Raw genomic sequence first — 14,555 nt, forward strand, 5'->3', positions numbered from 1 at the left:
TCGTCGCCGATCTGAAGCCCAGCGGCGCTCAGTAACCCCAGGCGCGGATGAGCGGGTGAAGCGCGTCGGGTACCTCGGCCGGCTCCGGCAGCGGACGGCCCTGCTGGACGCGACCGGAGCGGATCTTCTCCGACCAGTCACCGAGGCCGCCACGGTTGCCGCTGCGGCGGTAGGTGAGCATCTTGGCCTGGTAGCGGACGCCGAGGTAGTCGCAGACCTCCCGCAGCACGGCCTCGGGTTCGACGGTCAGCCGCTCGTAGGAGACCGTCGGTCCCGGCAGCGCGGCGCGCGCCTCGTCCAGCCAGCTGCCGTAGCGCAGGACGTTGGCGACGTGCGTGGCTGCCGGCTGGTCCGGACGCGCCTCCACCAGCGACTGGAAGACGCTGCCCGGGTGCCGCCGCAGGTGCAGGTAGCGCGCCTGCGGCCAGAACGCATGGATCCGTCGCCAGATCTCGACGTTCTGCGGCGTCTTGTCCACGACGTGGCGGCCACCGCCCCGCACCATCGCCAGGTGCAGCGCCCGGTCCCAGAGAACGTCCTGCATGTCGGCGAGGGAGAGACCCAGCTCCTCCCAGGCGCGGACGGCGTACTCCTTCTCCGAGCTCACCCGCATCGTGCCGAGGTGGAGCTCGTGCGGCGCCACGATCCGGGTGTGGGTGTCGAGCATGGAGCGCAGCAGGGTCGACCCCGACCGCACCGAGCTGAGGACGAAGACCGGGCTGGGGACGAGGTGCAGGCCCGCGGCGTCCACGCGCAGTCCCCGCTCCAGGGCGAAGGCGCGACGTCGGACGGCCCGACGGGCATCGCCCAGCCGCGCCCGCAGCGCCGAGGGTTCGACCGACGGCCGCGGGTCCGGAGCGGTGTCGGTCATGTGATGGCCGCCGCGGGCGTCACCGCGGTACCGCCGTGACGCGCCGGATCGGCGACACCGGCGAGCCGGTCGAGTTCGGCGCGGAAGCGACGCTGGGCCTCGGGTCCGGGCGGCCCGAGCAGGTGGTGCCGGGCCCGGGCCCGGCCGCCGGCCGTGGGATCGCGTCGCGGGTCGACGGCCGCCGCGAGGAGGTCGTCGATGCCCGCCAGGTCGGGACCGATGACGAAGCCGCCCGCCGATGTCGGGACGGCGTCGCGGAAGTCGTGCTCGTCGCCGGCGGTGTTGTTGACGATGCCGTACGGGCGGTCGGCGGCGAGGAAGTCGGTGACGACACTGGAGATGTCGGCGATGAGCGCGTCGGCGGCCCGGAAGCTGGCGTAGAGGTCGGGGGAGTCGCCGGTGAGGATGCAGTGGCCGGGGTGCTCGTCCCAGAACTGCTCGTCGCGGGCTGCCCGCTCACCAGCGGTGAGGATGGGCGCCTGCGTCCGCATGCAGACATCCAGCGCGTCGCCGACCGCCAGGGCGGGGTCCACGACGACCGGCGGTGGCTCGACTGCGCCCGCCCGCTCCAGCAGCTCGACGACCTGCCGGTGCGCGCGCATCATCTCGGCCCGGATGTGGCCGGTACGCGGGTGCGGGCGGTACATCACCCGGACGCCGGGCCGGGCGAGCAGCTCCCGGACGATGTCGACGCCCAGCAACGCCAGCGAGCTGTGGTTGGGGCTCTCGCCCCACCCCTCCCAGGTCGGGGCGTAGAGAACGCAGATGCGATCGTCGCCCGGACTGCGCCGTCGCTCGAGCTCGACCAGCTGCGGTCGGCCGATCTCGCGGAAGGCGTGCTCGCTGACCCCCACCCCGGCGACCCGGTAGCGCTCGCGTCCGGCAGGGCCGGCGACCCAGATCTGGCCGTAGGCACGGGTGAAGGGATTGCGGCTGGCGTCCTTGTCGCTGTCGCCGTGGCCCAGGAAGACGGTCGTGACGCCGGGGCGTCGCAGCATGTGCAGGTTGTTGGAGTTGTTGCCGACGAAGAGCGCGCCCCGCAGCGATGGCAGGTCGAGCTGCATCAGCTCCCGGCTGGCGGGGATGCAGACGATCGGCATGGTGGTCGGCGGCAGGGTCTGCAGCAGATCGCGGTCGCGGACCACGATCGGGACCACGTGCCCGGTCGCTTCCAGGGCGTCCAGCCACACCTCGACCTGGTACTGCCAGGCCGGCCCCTCGCCGAAGTAGAGGACGATCCGAGGGTCCAGCTCGGCCAGCCGGCGGGCGGCGGCGCGGCTGACCTGCTGGCGCAGACGCATCCGTCGCACCCGCAGCGTGTGGCCGACGACGACGAACGGGATGACGAGCGAGGCCACCGCGTAGAGGCCGAGCCCCACGAAGCCGTAGACGTCCGGACCGCGCTTGAAGGCGGCGAGCGCGAGCCCGACGGCGGCCAGGATGTCGACCAGCCGCTCCGCGCCGTGCGGGCGCAGGATGCGAGGCGGCAGCGCCGCGGGCGCGGGCGGGAGGCCGAGGTCCAGGCCCCGGGTCATCACCGGCGGCCGGCGCAGGTAGTCGATGGCCTGGGCCGCCGCGCTGCGGGCCATGGCCGCTGCCAGCGCGACGAGCACGGCCGTCATGGCGCTGATGACCATGTGGGGGCCGTTGGTCTGGACGGCGAAGACGACGAGGGTGGCACCCATGACCATCGCCCGCGGCACCGGGCCGGCGCCGACCCGGTTGAGGCCCCAGGCGACGAACGGCGCGTAGCGGTCGACGAGGATCTCGAAGAGGCAGACCGCGAGGACGCTGCCCACGTAGATGCGCACGGAATACGACAGCGCCGCGCCGGCCGCGAATCCGACGGCGACCACGAGCAACGCGAAGAGGACCGCGGCGCGCACGACGGAACCCACCGGCGGGACGTACTCCACCGTGGTGACGGTGCGCGGCTTGCCGACGGTCGGCGTTGGCGCGCTCACCGCCACGTCGCGGCGCGTCGTACCGACTGCATGAGAGGCCTTCCTTGCGCGATCGCCCGGCCGGAGTTGGCTCGGGTCCGCGGTGCTGAGTCCACCCACACTAGCGAGTCGACCCCGGTCCGCCCGCCCGGTTCTCGGCGGATGCTGCGGTGTTGCTCAGCTGTGGCCGGGCCGTTATCCGATCGTCGGGTGATAGCTGTCGAGGCGGACCGGCGGCGCCGGGGTGGGACGGCGCTCGGCACCGACGCCGGTGTCCACCCTGCGACGCCGTCGTCCGGCATTGACCGGTGCGACCAGGCGCTGACTCGCAGGACGCCGGTCGAATCTCAACAGCTGGTAACGATCCGATCACGTCACGTGCGCCGATTCGCACTGATCGTCCCGTCCGCGCATGGTTCGGAACGAACGGATCGTGGACAAAAGCCGCGCACGGGCGCGATCTGTGAAGCGGGTGCCGTACGTGAAGGTATGTCGTCCTCGCAGGCTGGCTCATGACGCAGCACTTCGCGCGAAATGCTTTATGGCTCAACCACATTTCACAAGGGTGATTCTCGTTGCGATTCCGGGCCGATCGGTCGCATCCTGGTGGTGTCCAGGCGGCCGTCCCCCCCGTACGGCCGCCTGGACATCGCTCTGTCCGGGGCGGGTCGACCGGGGCCGGATCACCCCGCGAAGACCACGCCGCCGAGTCGTGTAGGCTGACAGGTCGGCGCAGGGTGCTTGTCCAGGCCCATGGCTCCGCCCCCTTAGCTCAGTCGGCAGAGCGTCTCCATGGTAAGGAGAAGGTCTACGGTTCGATTCCGTAAGGGGGCTCTGACAGGCCCGTGATTGCGGGCTTGTCCGCGGCGGGGTAGCTCAGGTGGTTAGAGCACACGGCTCATAATCGTGGTGTCGCGGGTTCGAGTCCCGCCCTCGCTACACCAGGTCACCACCACCGGCGACCGATCCAGATGTTCCCGATCGTTTGAGAGGCACGACCAGTGGCAGCCACCGACGTCCGTCCGAAGATCACCTTGGCGTGCCAGGAGTGCAAGCACCGCAACTACATCACCAACAAGAACCGGCGCAACGACCCCGACCGGCTCACCATGAAGAAGTTCTGCAACAACTGCGGCAAGCACACCGAGCACCGCGAGACGCGCTAGTCGCGTCCGGTTCGTCGACGAAGACCCCGCCCTGGTGCGGGGTCTTCGTCGTTCTGCTCTGCCCTCGGTGACGTAGGGTGCCTGTCACAGGTACTTTGCCGGGCCGGAGTCGGGGGAGGGTGACGTGAGCGGACGCGATGACAGTGCCGCCGACGGGCGTCGCCTGCGCTGGACCGAGCACCGCGCGCAGCGGCGGGAGGCCTTCGTCGCGGCGGGCGCCGAGGCCGTCGACAAGTACGGTCCGGCGGCCTCTGCCGAGCAGATCGCCGACGAGGCGGGCGTCAGTCGCACCGTGCTGTACCGCTACTTCCGCGACCGGGAGGATCTACGGCAGGCCATCGCCGCGCACGTGGTGCAGGCGGTCCTGGACAGCGTGCTGCCCAAGCTCGAACTCAGCGCGGAGAGCACCCCGCGCGAGGTCATCGGGGCGGCGATCGGCACGATCATCGGCTGGTTGGACGAGCACCCGAACCTGTACCACTTCCTGCGGTTGCGCGGTGACGGCGGCCTGGAGTCGGTGGAGAACACCCTGGCCGACAACGTCGCCGCGCTGTTGAAGATCCTGATGGTCTTCTTCGGCATCGACGGCAACGAGGCCGACCCCGGCGCGTACGGCATCGTCGGCTTCGTCGAGGCGGCCGGCGGCTGGTGGCTGCAGCACCGCTCGATCCCGCGCGAGACCTTCACCGAGATCGTCTGCTCGGGCGTCTGGCACCTGCTCGAGGGCACTGCCCGCGACCACGGCCTGCACGTCGAGTACGACGCCCCCCTGCCGATCGGCGCCCTCGTCGCCGACGGCGTGACCGAAGGACCGCGATGACGGATCTCGACGACGACGGCTACGACGGCCCCGCCGAACTGGTAGCGGACGGCGGCGATCCCGTGCCCGTCACCGTGACGCTGCGCGGTCAGTTCGACCCCATCAGCGGCAAGTACCACTGGTACGGCCGGGTCGCTGCCGATCCCGCCGTCTCCGAGCTGGTGGCGCGCGCCGGGCGCGGGGTCACGCTCCGGACGCCGCACGGCGAGGTCACGACCCGGCTCGCCGACGTCGACCCCTGGGGACGGCCACGGGTGGAGGGCTTCGGGCCGACGCCCTTCCCCGTCCTGGACACCGTCACCGACGAGTGACGACGAGCACGCCTGCATGCAATAGCCTGCCGGGCATGCCCGTGGACACCTCGTTGGTCGGCCGCAGCTATCCGCCTACCCCGGCCTACCGGGTGAGCCGGGAGAAGATCCGGGAGTTCGCCGAGGCGATCAAGGATCCCAACCCCGCTTACCGGGACGCCGCCGCGGCCCGGGCTCTCGGCTACCCCGATGTGGTCGCGCCGCCGACCATGGCGATCCGGCTGACCCTGGACGCCGGTGCGCAGGTGGTGCTCGATCCCGACCTCGGCCTGGACTTCAGCCGGGTCGTCCACGGCGAGGAGCGCTTCGTCCACCACCGGCCCATCACCGCCGGGGACCTCCTGGAAGTGGTCGCGACGCTCGACGACGTCAAGGTGCTGGCGGGCAACGACGTCGTCACCACCCGCTACGAGGTCCGCACCGTCGACGGCGAGGCCGTGACCACCGCCTACGAGACGCTCGTCGCGCGGGGCACCGCGTGACCGCCGCCGGCGACACTATCCCGGCGCGGGACTTCCCGGTGAGCCGAGCAGACCTGGTCCGTTACGCCGGCGCCTCCGGCGACTTCAACGAGATCCACTGGAACGAGCGGGTCGCCACCTCTGTCGGCCTGCCCGGCGTCATCGCCCACGGCATGTACACCATGGCCACGGCCGGCCGGCTGCTCACCGACTGGGCCGGGGACCCCGGCGCCGTCGTCGAGTACGGCGTCCGCTTCACCCGCCCGGTGCCGGTCCCGGACCCCGGGACGGCGGTCATCACCGTCTCCGGTGAGGTCCGCGAGGTCCGCGACGACGGGCTCGCCGAGGTGGTCCTCACCGCCACGGTCAACGGGAAGACCGTGCTGGCCAAGGCCCGCGCGCTGGTCCGGCCCCCGCGCGGATGACCCGCCGCCGGGGCATCCGCGCCGGGGTGGTCGCCGCCGGGGTGGTCGCCGGTGCGCTCGGCGGCTGCACCGGCTCGGTGGACGGCGCCGGGACCTCCGCGGCCGTGAGCACGGCACCGGCTCCCGGCTCGGTCTCGTCGGTGCCCTCCCGGAGTGGCTCGACCACCTCCGCCGACGCCGCCGGTCCGCTCTGCCCGGCGCGCTACGCCAGCCCGGACCCGGCCCGGCCGCGCATCTCGCTGGACTTCACCATCGCTGCCGACCACCGGAGCGTGACCGGGGTCGAGGAGGTCACGTTCACCCCGGACCGTCCCGTCACCGAACTGGTCTTCCGGCTGACGGCGAACACCCGGCCCAGCGTCGAGCAGGGCAACGGCATCCGCATCGACTCCGCTACGGCGACCCCGGCCGGCGGCCGGCCCGGCTTCAGCCGAGCCAACGCCGCGGCGGCCACGCAGGGTGGGTTGCTGCGCATCCCGCTGGGGCGTGAGGTGCCGGCGGGCGGGACGGCGAGCGCCCGTGTCGCCTTCACCCTCACCCTGGGTCAGGACTCCTTCGACCGCTTCGGGACGGCGGGCGACTTCGCCTACTTCGGCTCCGGCCAGCCGCTCTTCGCCTGGGAACGCGGCTACGGCTGGCACACCGAGGACCTCATCGACTTCACCGCCGAGAGCGCCACCAGCGAGGCGGCGGACGTCCGGTTGCGGGTGACCGCGCCCGCGGCCGACACCGTCGTCGCCTCCGGCAACCCGGCCGATCCGCCGCGGAGCAGCGCCGCCACGCGTACGTGGACCTCGCGGTTGAGCGCGGCGCGCGATGTCGCCGTCGCCGCGGGGCCGTTCCGCATCGCCGATACCAAGGTCGGGGACGTGGCGCTGCGTGTCGGCGCCTACTCCTCCGCCGAGCGCGATGCTCTCGTTCCCGAGTTCCGACGGGCCATCCGCGAGCTGTCGCGCCGCTTCGGCCCGTTCCCGTTCCCGTCGCTGGCGGTCGCGCGGCTGCCCGCGCAGGGCGGCGGCATCGAATACCCCGGCGCCATCCTCATGCTCGACAGCTCGCGGCTGGTCGCCGTCCACGAGACTGCCCACGAGTGGTTCTACGCGATGGTCGGCGACTCGCAGTCACTGCATCCGTGGCTGGACGAGGCCTTCGCGTCCTACGCCCAGGAACTCGTCGACGGCAGCCCGACCCATCCCGAGGACCTGCAGGCGCCGGGAGCGGTCGACCGATCGGTGCAGTCCTACGGCGACGACGAACGCCGCTACTACTTCACCACCTACGACAAGGGGGCGGCGGCATTGCACGCGGCGCGCGCCGCCGCGGGCGCCGCCCGCTTCGACGCCGCGATCCGGTGCTACGTCAACCGGAACGCCTGGCGCATCGCCAACCCGGTCGACCTGCAGCGTCAGCTCCAAGGTCTACCCGCAGCGGTCACGGTGCTCGAACGGGCCGGCGCGCTGCGCTGAGCGGGCCGGTCGCTGCGCTCAGCCCTCGGCGACGAGGCGGGCGATGCGGGCCACGCCCTCGGCGAGGTCGTCGTCGCCCAGCGCATAGGACATCCGCAGGTAGCCGGGCGTGCCGAAGGCCTCGCCGGGCACCACGGCCACCTCGACCTCGTCGAGGATGATGCCGGCGAGCTCGGCGGAGTTCTCGGCGGTCTTGCCGCGCAGCGAGACGCCGAGCAGGCCCTTGACCGAGGGGTAGGCGTAGAAGGCGCCGAGCGGCTCGGGGCAGACCACGCCGGGGATGTCGCTGAGGGCGGCGACGATCGCCTTGCGGCGCCGGTCGTAGACCGCGCGCATCTCGGCGACCGCCGAGAGGTCGCCCGACACGGCGGCCAGCGCCGCCACCTGGGCCACGTTGCTGACGTTCGACGTCGCGTGCGACTGCAGGTTGCTCGCGGCCTTGATGACGTCGGTGGGACCGATCATCCAGCCCACTCGCCAGCCGGTCATGGCGTAGGTCTTCGCGACGCCGTTGAGGACGACGACCTTCTCGCCCGCCGAGTGGACGATGGAGACCATCTCGGCGTCACCGTAGATCAGGTGCTCGTAGATCTCGTCGGTGACGACCCAGAGGTCGTGGTCCTTGGCCCAGGCGCCGATGGCCTCGACCTGCTCGCGGGGATAGACCGCGCCGGTGGGGTTGGAGGGCGAGACGAAGAGCAGCACCTTGGTGCGCTCGGTGCGGGCAGCCTCGAGTTGCTCGACCGAGGCGAGGTAACCGGTGGTCTCGTCGGTGACGACCTCGACGGGCACGCCGCCGGCGAGCTTGATGGCCTCGGGGTAGGTGGTCCAGTACGGCGCGATCAGCAGCACCTCGTCGCCGGGGTCCAGCAGAGCGGCGAAGGTGTTGTAGACGGCCTGCTTGCCGCCGTTGGTGACGAGCACCTGAGCCGCCTCGACGTCCCAGCCGGTGTCGCGCTTGGTCTTGCCCGCGATGGCGGCCTTGAGCTCGGGCTGCCCGCCCACCGGCGTGTAGCGGTGGTTCTTCGGGTCACGGGCCGCCGCGACGGCGGCCTCGACGATGTAGTCCGGCGTCGGGAAGTCCGGCTCGCCGGCGCCGAAGCCGATGACGGGACGGCCGGCTGCCTTGAGCGCCTTCGCCTTGGCGTCGACGGCCAGGGTGGCGGACTCGGCGATGGCGGCGACTCGGTCGGATACGCGTGCTCCCATGCACCCCATCGTTCCAGACGCGTCACGACGAGATGTCGGCGTGGCCGACCGGCTCTCAGTGAGCCGCGGTTTGGAATGGCACGGGCCGGACCCGTAGAGTGGCAGCTCGGGTCCATCGGGGCCGTGCGTCAGCATGCGTGCGCACGGGTTCGGCGGGCTCGCGCAGGCCCCTAGGGGCGTGGCTCAATTGGTAGAGCACCGGTCTCCAAAACCGGCGGTTGCAGGTTCGAGTCCTGTCGCCCCTGCGTACGACGAACCATCACAGCAGCACCGTCCAGCACCGACCAGCACCGACACGTGATCGAACGACGAAGGCGAGGAGCGCTCGTGGCGACGAAGACCGAGTCCCCGGCGGCACGGCCGTCCAAGGGCCGCGGCGGCGCTCCGACCCGGTTCGTGCGCGAGAGCGTGTCGGAGCTGCGCAAGGTGCTCTGGCCCTCGCGCAACGAGCTCGTCACGTACTCGATCGTGGTCATCGTCTTCGTCGTGATCATGACCGCGCTCGTCGCCGGGCTCGACCTCGGGTTCGCGAAGCTGGTCATCGCCCTGTTCGGCTGATGCCCCGGCGGGTGACCCGATCGCCCGCCGGCCGCGAACCGCAGTCCGCTTTCGAGCAAGAAGAGAAGAGAATCGTGTCCGAGAACGACGCCGAGAACGCCGCCGTCGAGACCGACGCCGCCGACCTGCCGACCGACGAGTCGCTCGGCAGCGAGTCCGCCGACTCCGTGGAGTCCGGCGACTCCGACGACTCCGACGACGCCGCCGAGACCGAGTCGGTGCAGGAAGCCGACGCCGACGTCGACACCGTCGTCGCCGCCGAACCGACCGAGGAGACCGTCGAGGCCCTCGCCGGCGACGCCGCAGACGAGATCGACGAGGACGAGGACCCCATCGAGGCGCTGCGCCGCGAGCTGAAGACGCAGTTCGGCGACTGGTACGTGGTGCACAGCTACGCCGGTTACGAAAACAAGGTCAAGACCAACCTCGAGACGCGCATCCAGAGCCTGGACATGGAGGACTACATCTTCCAGGTCGAGGTCCCCACCGAGGACGTCGTCGAGATCAAGAACGGCAAGCGCCAGCAGGTGCAGCGCAAGGTCTTCCCCGGCTACATCCTCGTCCGCATGGACCTCAACGACGAGTCGTGGGGCGCGGTGCGGAACACCCCCGGCGTCACCGGCTTCGTCGGCGCCACCTCACGCCCCTCGCCGCTGACCGAGGACGAGGTCGTCAAGATCCTCGCGCCGGCGGTCCAGAAGGCGGAGGTCGTCGCCAAGGGCGGCGAGAAGGCGGCCGGTGCCGGCGCCGGTGCCGAGAAGCCCGCCGTCGAGGTCGACTTCACCGTCGGCGAGTCCGTCACCGTCATGGACGGTCCGTTCGCCACCCTGCCTGCCACCATCAGCGAGATCGACGCCATGCACCAGAAGCTGCACGTGCTGGTCTCGATCTTCGGCCGGGAGACTCCGGTCGAGCTGTCGTTCAGCCAGGTCGCCAAGATCTGATCCACCCGTGGGAGGGACCGGGGAGAGCCCCCGGACCCGCCTGACCACTAGAGAAAGAGAAAGCAATGCCTCCCAAGAAGAAGCTCGCTGCGGTCATCAAGCTGCAGATCCAGGCTGGTGCCGCCAACCCGGCGCCGCCGGTCGGCCCCGCGCTGGGCCAGCACGGCGTGAACATCATGGAGTTCTGCAAGGCGTACAACGCGGCCACCGAGTCGCAGCGCGGGCAGATCGTCCCGGTCGAGATCTCGGTCTTCGAGGACCGCTCCTTCACCTTCATCACCAAGACCCCGCCGGCCGCGCGGCTGCTGCTCAAGGCCGCCGGTGTCGACAAGGGCAGCGGCGAGCCGCACACCAAGAAGGTCGCCAAGGTGACGATGGCGCAGGTGCGCGAGATCGCCGAGACCAAGATGGAAGACCTCAACGCCAACGACATCGACCAGGCGTCCAAGATCATCGCCGGCACCGCCCGCTCGATGGGCATCACGGTCGAGGGCTGAGCAGCAGCTCCCTCGACCCCACGAATGCGTGGGAGGACGGCGTCGCCGTCCGCCTGACCACTGACCAGAGAAGAGAACGAACATGGCACAGCGCAGCAAGGCCTACCGCAAGGCCGCGGAGCTCATCGAAGAGGGCCGCATCTACTCGCCGCTCGAGGCGGCCACCATCGCCCGGCAGGCCACCTCGGCCAACCTCGACGGCACCGTCGAGGTCGCGATGCGGCTCGGCGTCGACCCCCGCAAGGCCGACCAGATGGTCCGCGGCACGGTCAGCCTGCCCCACGGCACCGGCAAGACCGCCCGCGTCATCGTCTTCGCCACCGGCGACAAGGCCGAGGAGGCCCGTGCGGCCGGCGCCGACAAGGTCGGCAGCGACGACCTGATCCAGGAGATCACCGACGGCTTCCTCGACTTCGACGCCGCCATCGCGACGCCGGACCAGATGGCCAAGGTCGGCCGCATCGCCCGTGTCCTGGGCCCGCGCGGTCTCATGCCGAACCCGAAGACCGGCACCGTCACCCCCGACGTCAGCAAGGCCGTCGCCGACATCAAGGGCGGCAAGATCAGCTTCCGCGTCGACAAGCAGGCCAACCTGCACCTCGTCATCGGCAAGGCCTCCTTCTCGCCGGAGCAGCTCGTCGAGAACTACGCCGCGGCGCTGGACGAGGTGCTGCGCGCCAAGCCGTCGGCGGCCAAGGGCAAGTACGTCAAGAAGGTCACCTTCGCGACGACGATGGGTCCCGGCGTGCCGGTCGACACGAACCGCACCCGCAACCTCCTCGAGGATGGCGCTCCGCAGGCCTGATCCCTCGCTCGTCTGAGAGCCCGGTACGCACGGCGTACCGGGCTCTCGGCGTTCTCTCACCCGAATCGGCTAGTTTCGTCCGATTGCACGCCCGGCGCCCGCCGGGTTGTTGGAGGGGCAACTGTGAATCGACTCGTCGCTGCCGCGACCACCGCCGCCGTCGTCGGTGCGCTGGCGGTGGCCGTCGCTCCCGCCGGCGCCGCGACCCCGTCCGCCGGGGCCTTCACCCCGGTCGCGCCGAAGCGGGTCCTCGACACCCGTGGTACCACCCCGGTCGGGGCCGGCAAGTCGGTGACCGTCACGGTCGCCGGCACGGGCCGCGCCGCGCCGGCCGGCGTCTCGGCCGTGGCGGTGCTCCTCAACGCCGCGGGCAGCAAGGGCGGATACCTCACCGCCTTCGCCGGCGGTAGCGCTCGTCCCGGGACCTCCAATCTCGTCTACGCCGCGAGTCCCTACGTCTCCAACGTGGCGATCGTCCCGGTCTCGGCCGCCGGAACGATCGCCGTGTACAACGGCTCCACCGGTTCGGCCACCGTCATCGCGGACGTCACCGGGTACTACTCCGGCGGGACGGCGAGCCAGACCCAGCAGGGCGCGTATCGCCCCGTGACGCCGTCCCGGCTGCTCGACACCCGCAAGACCGCGGCGGTGAAGGCGGGAGCAACCGTGACGGTCGCCGTCGAGGGCCGTGGCGGTGTGCCGAGCGGCGCAGCGGGCGGCGTCTCGGCAGCGGTGCTCAACGTGACGGCGATGAGCGGCAGCAAGGGCGGTGCCGTCACCGCCTATGCCACCAAGGCGGCTCGCCCCGCCGTCACCACGGTCAGCTACGGCGCCGGTGGGAGCCGCGCCGCGGCGACGATCGCCCAGACCGGCGCTGACGGCTCGGTGACGCTGTGGAACAACTCCACCGGCACCGTCCAGCTCACCGTCGACGTGCAGGGCTACTTCACGCCCGGTGACCCGCTCACGCCCGGTGCCCTCGGGGTGCTGCCGCCGGTCCGGGCGGTGTCGGCCCGGACGATCCCGGCCCGGAGCACCATCACGCTTCCGCTGGTCGGGAGCGTCGGCATCCCGCGGACGCGGGTCTCGTCGGTGCCCATGACCGTCACCGTCACCCGCCCCACGGCGGCCGGGTCGCTCTGGGCCTACGGCGGGACGACCCGTCCCGGTGATGCGAACCTGGCCTTCACCGCCGGCAAGGCGGTCTCGGTACCCGTCGTCACCGGCCTGTCGACCGCCGGCTCGATGAGCTTCTACAACAGCTCGAGCGCCGCAGTGACGCTCTACGTGGACGTCGTCGGCTACGTCGGGACTGCAGCGCTCACCCCGCCGTCGACCACGGTCAGCCGGTACGTCACCAGCATCGCCGCGATCTCGGGGAGTGGGGACGGCAGCGAGGGGTGCAGTGACGGTGCCTCAGGCGCGAGTCTGGTGCTGCTGGACATCGGCGCGCAGACCATCACCTCGCTCGGTGCGGCCAACCCGGGTGTCGCACTGGTCTTCTCCAACCCCACGGTGCGCGTGCGGTATCCCGACCTGGTCGCCGCACTGAAGACTTATCTGAGCGAGTTCGCCCGCTGCAAGACCGACGGGCAGACCTCCCGTGTCGCGATCGGCACCAACAACAGTGGAGCCTTCAGCGGCGCGAACGCCTACGCCGCGACCACGCGCGGCATCGACTGGGCCGACGACGTGGTGCTCCCGCTTCGCAACGCCTCCCCCGACGGCGTCGACGTGGTCGGCGCGATCGACCTCGAGGCCGGTTTCGCGAGCAGCGAGACCCAGGCCGAGCAGTGGATCACCAGCTTCCTGGCCGCCGACGCCAATCTGAGGCTCATCAACAACGGCTCGGCCGACAACTGCCCGGCGACCTTCGGGTCCGGTGCCGAGTGCGGCTCGGTCTCTGACGAGAACGGCGTCGCCAAGACCTGGACCCGGGCGCAGTACGTCCGGATGTCCTACGGGCTGGCGCCGGGCCGCATCAGTGTGCTGCCGCAGATCTACTACGCGATCCCGAACCAGGCGGCGCAGTGGGCCAACATCCAGGCCACCGCGTCCGGCCGGTTGACCTTCGAGGGCGTCCTGACCCAGCGCGGGCAGTGCGGCTGCGGGCAGACGCCGACGCAGGCGTGGGCGGCGCTGTTCCACGCGCAGTCACTCTTCACCAACGTGCCGGCGCTGCCGATCGCCACCGACCTGCAGCCGAGCTGACGCGTCCCGCCGTGGGCGATTGGCGCAATCGCTGTCGGCTCGCGTAGTCTCGTCCACGATCCAACCGAAGACCGCTGGTCGTCGCGTGCCTACGCGACTGAAAGCCTGACGAACGCGTCAGACGGCCCGCGCAGGATGGCATCGGTTCGGCCCGCCTCGGACTTTCTCCGGGTTCCCGCCGCCCCGTGCGCCCTGCGCCGGGGCGTTTCTCGTCTCGCCGGCTGGCCGGCTCGAGATGAGAGACGAAAGGAGGGAGCACATGCCGAACTCCGAGAAGATCGACGCCGTCGCCGAGCTCAAGGAACAGTTCGCCACCGCCACTGCGGCGGTGGTGACCGAGTACCGCGGCCTCAGCGTCAAGCAGATCAGCAACCTGCGTCGCGCGCTCGGCCGCGACACCACGTACGCCGTCGTCAAGAACACGCTCACCAAGCGTGCCGCCGCCGACGCGGGGGTCGCGATCGACACCGACCTGCTGGTCGGTCCGACCGCCATCGCCTTCGTCCGTGGCGACGCCGTCGAGGCGGCCAAGGGGCTGCGGGACTTCGCGAAGGCGAACCCGCTGCTGATCGTCAAGGGCGGTGTGCTGGACGGCAACCCGGTCAGCGCGGCCGACCTGGCCAAGATCGCTGACCTCGAGACGCGTGAGGTGCTGCTCGCCAAGGTGGCCGGTGGCCTCATCGCGCTGCCGTCGCGTGCGGCGGGTCTGTTCCAGGCCCCGCTGTCGCAGTTCGCCCGCTTGGCTGCTGCCCTGCAGGAGAAGAAGCCCGCCGACGCCGCAGCTGCGGCCGAGGCCCCCGCCGACGCCGCTCCCGCGGCCGACGCAGAGACCGAGACTCCCGCCGAGCCGGCGGAGTAGTAACCCTAC

At 71.2% G+C, this 14,555-nt stretch carries 15 protein-coding genes and 3 tRNA genes; 15 read left to right on the top strand and 3 right to left on the bottom strand.

What is annotated here, in order from left to right; all coding sequences use genetic code 11:
• Positions 1-28: 28 nt before the first annotated feature.
• Together AC0NZQ_RS04845 and AC0NZQ_RS04850 are read right to left on the bottom strand one after the other, a co-directional pair.
• Positions 29-871, bottom strand: coding sequence for a sulfotransferase family protein (locus AC0NZQ_RS04845; RefSeq protein WP_474528513.1), 843 nt, complete (start codon positions 869-871; stop codon positions 29-31).
• A complete protein-coding gene (locus AC0NZQ_RS04850; protein WP_474528514.1) occupies positions 868-2,835 on the bottom strand; it encodes a hypothetical protein in 1,968 nt (655 codons plus the stop codon). The genes AC0NZQ_RS04845 and AC0NZQ_RS04850 overlap by 4 nt, the downstream gene beginning before the upstream one ends.
• A gap of 740 nt (positions 2,836-3,575) precedes the next feature.
• Here AC0NZQ_RS04850 and AC0NZQ_RS04855 point away from each other — a divergent pair.
• The 8 genes from AC0NZQ_RS04855 (at position 3,576) to AC0NZQ_RS04890 (ending at position 7,463) form a co-directional block, all read left to right on the top strand.
• A tRNA-Thr gene (locus AC0NZQ_RS04855) sits at positions 3,576-3,648 on the top strand.
• Between the two features lie 31 nt (positions 3,649-3,679).
• A tRNA-Met gene (locus AC0NZQ_RS04860) sits at positions 3,680-3,753 on the top strand.
• Between the two features lie 62 nt (positions 3,754-3,815).
• Positions 3,816-3,980, top strand: coding sequence for a 50S ribosomal protein L33 (gene rpmG, locus AC0NZQ_RS04865; protein WP_474528515.1), 165 nt, complete (start codon positions 3,816-3,818; stop codon positions 3,978-3,980).
• 124 nt (positions 3,981-4,104) lie between these two features.
• Positions 4,105-4,800 (top strand): TetR/AcrR family transcriptional regulator, encoded by a 696-nt coding sequence (locus AC0NZQ_RS04870; protein ID WP_474528516.1) that lies wholly within the window; start codon positions 4,105-4,107, stop codon positions 4,798-4,800.
• Positions 4,797-5,111 (top strand): DUF4873 domain-containing protein, encoded by a 315-nt coding sequence (locus AC0NZQ_RS04875; protein ID WP_474528517.1) that lies wholly within the window; start codon positions 4,797-4,799, stop codon positions 5,109-5,111. Before AC0NZQ_RS04870 ends, AC0NZQ_RS04875 begins: the two co-directional genes overlap by 4 nt.
• A 35-nt stretch (positions 5,112-5,146) precedes the next feature.
• Complete coding sequence (locus AC0NZQ_RS04880) at positions 5,147-5,593, top strand: FAS1-like dehydratase domain-containing protein (protein WP_474528518.1); 447 nt, start codon at positions 5,147-5,149, stop codon at positions 5,591-5,593.
• Positions 5,590-5,997, top strand: a complete 408-nt coding sequence (locus AC0NZQ_RS04885) for a MaoC family dehydratase (RefSeq protein WP_474528519.1) — start codon at positions 5,590-5,592, stop codon at positions 5,995-5,997. The genes AC0NZQ_RS04880 and AC0NZQ_RS04885 overlap by 4 nt, the downstream gene beginning before the upstream one ends.
• Complete coding sequence (locus AC0NZQ_RS04890) at positions 5,994-7,463, top strand: M1 family aminopeptidase (protein WP_474528520.1); 1,470 nt, start codon at positions 5,994-5,996, stop codon at positions 7,461-7,463. Before AC0NZQ_RS04885 ends, AC0NZQ_RS04890 begins: the two co-directional genes overlap by 4 nt.
• Before the next feature lie 18 nt (positions 7,464-7,481).
• Here AC0NZQ_RS04890 and AC0NZQ_RS04895 read toward each other — a convergent pair whose 3' ends face one another.
• The gene (locus tag AC0NZQ_RS04895) at positions 7,482-8,672 is read right to left on the bottom strand and encodes a pyridoxal phosphate-dependent aminotransferase (protein WP_474528521.1); all 1,191 of its coding nucleotides are present in this window, start codon (positions 8,670-8,672) and stop codon (positions 7,482-7,484) included.
• Positions 8,673-8,844: 172 nt separating this feature from the next.
• On the opposite strand from AC0NZQ_RS04895, the gene AC0NZQ_RS04900 reads away from it, so the two are divergent.
• From AC0NZQ_RS04900 to rplJ, 7 genes are all read left to right on the top strand, one after another.
• Positions 8,845-8,917: transfer RNA gene (locus AC0NZQ_RS04900), tRNA-Trp, on the top strand.
• An 82-nt stretch (positions 8,918-8,999) separates the two neighbouring features.
• The gene (gene secE, locus AC0NZQ_RS04905; protein WP_474528522.1) at positions 9,000-9,230 is read left to right on the top strand and encodes a preprotein translocase subunit SecE; all 231 of its coding nucleotides are present in this window, start codon (positions 9,000-9,002) and stop codon (positions 9,228-9,230) included.
• Positions 9,231-9,301: 71 nt separating this feature from the next.
• Complete coding sequence (gene nusG, locus AC0NZQ_RS04910) at positions 9,302-10,174, top strand: transcription termination/antitermination protein NusG (RefSeq protein WP_474529425.1); 873 nt, start codon at positions 9,302-9,304, stop codon at positions 10,172-10,174.
• A gap of 65 nt (positions 10,175-10,239) precedes the next feature.
• Entirely contained in the window at positions 10,240-10,671 is a 432-nt protein-coding gene (gene rplK, locus AC0NZQ_RS04915; RefSeq protein ID WP_474528523.1) for a 50S ribosomal protein L11, read from the top strand.
• Between the two features lie 82 nt (positions 10,672-10,753).
• Positions 10,754-11,476: a 50S ribosomal protein L1 gene (gene rplA, locus AC0NZQ_RS04920; RefSeq protein ID WP_474528525.1), complete on the top strand. Its 723-nt coding sequence runs from the start codon at positions 10,754-10,756 to the stop codon at positions 11,474-11,476.
• 123 nt (positions 11,477-11,599) lie between these two features.
• Complete coding sequence (locus AC0NZQ_RS04925; protein WP_474528526.1) at positions 11,600-13,687, top strand: hypothetical protein; 2,088 nt, start codon at positions 11,600-11,602, stop codon at positions 13,685-13,687.
• A 259-nt stretch (positions 13,688-13,946) separates the two neighbouring features.
• A complete protein-coding gene (gene rplJ, locus AC0NZQ_RS04930; RefSeq protein WP_474528527.1) occupies positions 13,947-14,546 on the top strand; it encodes a 50S ribosomal protein L10 in 600 nt (199 codons plus the stop codon).
• Positions 14,547-14,555 lie beyond the last annotated feature (9 nt).

It is taken from the genome of Jatrophihabitans sp. sgz311053, from assembly GCF_056135305.1.

Bases quoted from the DNA above. Each gene is read 5' to 3' on its own strand.
- AC0NZQ_RS04845 (WP_474528513.1), bottom strand. From the start codon at position 871: ATGACCGACACCGCTCCGGACCCGCGGCCGTCGGTCGAACCCTCGGCG.
- AC0NZQ_RS04875 (WP_474528517.1), top strand. From the start codon at position 4,797: ATGACGGATCTCGACGACGACGGCTACGACGGCCCCGCCGAACTGGTA.
- AC0NZQ_RS04880 (WP_474528518.1), top strand. From the start codon at position 5,147: ATGCCCGTGGACACCTCGTTGGTCGGCCGCAGCTATCCGCCTACCCCG.
- AC0NZQ_RS04890 (WP_474528520.1), top strand. From the start codon at position 5,994: ATGACCCGCCGCCGGGGCATCCGCGCCGGGGTGGTCGCCGCCGGGGTG.
- AC0NZQ_RS04895 (WP_474528521.1), bottom strand. From the start codon at position 8,672: ATGGGAGCACGCGTATCCGACCGAGTCGCCGCCATCGCCGAGTCCGCC.
- rplK (WP_474528523.1), top strand. From the start codon at position 10,240: ATGCCTCCCAAGAAGAAGCTCGCTGCGGTCATCAAGCTGCAGATCCAG.
- rplA (WP_474528525.1), top strand. From the start codon at position 10,754: ATGGCACAGCGCAGCAAGGCCTACCGCAAGGCCGCGGAGCTCATCGAA.
- rplJ (WP_474528527.1), top strand. From the start codon at position 13,947: ATGCCGAACTCCGAGAAGATCGACGCCGTCGCCGAGCTCAAGGAACAG.